This window comes from Xanthomonas populi (assembly GCF_002940065.1).
GTDB classification, from domain to species: Bacteria; Pseudomonadota; Gammaproteobacteria; order Xanthomonadales; family Xanthomonadaceae; genus Xanthomonas; species Xanthomonas populi.
In genome coordinates this window covers 1-953 of the sequence record NZ_MDEJ01000290.1, presented here as the reverse complement: position 1 = coordinate 953, position 953 = coordinate 1, and the positions used below count along the sequence as shown (strand labels likewise).

Annotated in this window: 1 pseudogene; it reads left to right on the top strand. The window is 49.0% G+C overall.

Going from position 1 to position 953, the window contains the following annotated elements:
* A pseudogene (locus XpopCFBP1817_RS20890) lies at positions 1-568 on the top strand (RHS repeat protein); the annotation flags it as partial.
* Between the last annotated feature and the right edge of the window lie 385 nt (positions 569-953).

The window sequence follows — 953 nt, the reverse complement described above, 5'->3', positions numbered from 1 at the left end:
CGCTGATTTTTTGAAGGTATGGTCATCATCCAGTGCGTGTCACCACGGCTACGACTTGGTTGTTCGAGGTGCCCTTATGTGGAAAGACACTAATGGACTCGTTCGTTGGAGCGGCAATGCTATGCCTGCTGCTGTTGGCGTCGGTGCTTTATCCGTGGGTGCTTACGTATTCGATCTCACATCCCAATGTGTCAACGGGCGAAAAGCACACGTTCTCGTGAGAGCATGGGGTGCAGGATTTGGGGCGGGATTAAAGTATCTTCCGGTCACATCGACAGCTGGAAATGTGACATTGGAGGACCAGCTACCAGATATCTTTCCAAGTAATTTAGTCGGCCTGTTTTTTATGGAAAATGCCGGAGTTTCCGTAGGCGGCTTTGGTGGCGGCTGCAATGCATACCAAATGGGAAGCGAGTGGAAACCTGCCGTTTCAAAGAACGGCACCTCATGCTCACTGGGTGGCGGCGGCCTTGATGCGGGTATCGGGCTTCAGTGGGGCAAGTCTGAGCTTGTTGGCCTGAAGTGGCTCAAGTGCGATGAATACAGCCCTGTCGAGACGCCATTCTGAGAGATCGAAGAATGAAAATACTCTATCGAATAGCTTTCTCTTTTATTAGCTCTTGCTTCCTTGTTGTCCTATATCTAATTTTTGGACCTGTCTACATTGACAACAAGCTTGCAATGGAGATGGCTGGCCAATGGGTACTTATATCAACTATTTCCATCTTTACGGCGTCCTTCCTGATTCAATGGATTACTCGAAGAAGAAGCCGCCTTGCCGAATAATTTTCTTTGGCAATTTAAACACCAGCCACCGAAAGGCCACATCACTGCAAGTAGCCCAAAGGACCTGTACCCGACACATTGGTTACAGGGCACCTCGAACAACCAATTCGTAGCCGTGGTGACACGCACTGGATGATGACCATACCTTCAAAAAATCAGCGATCTGA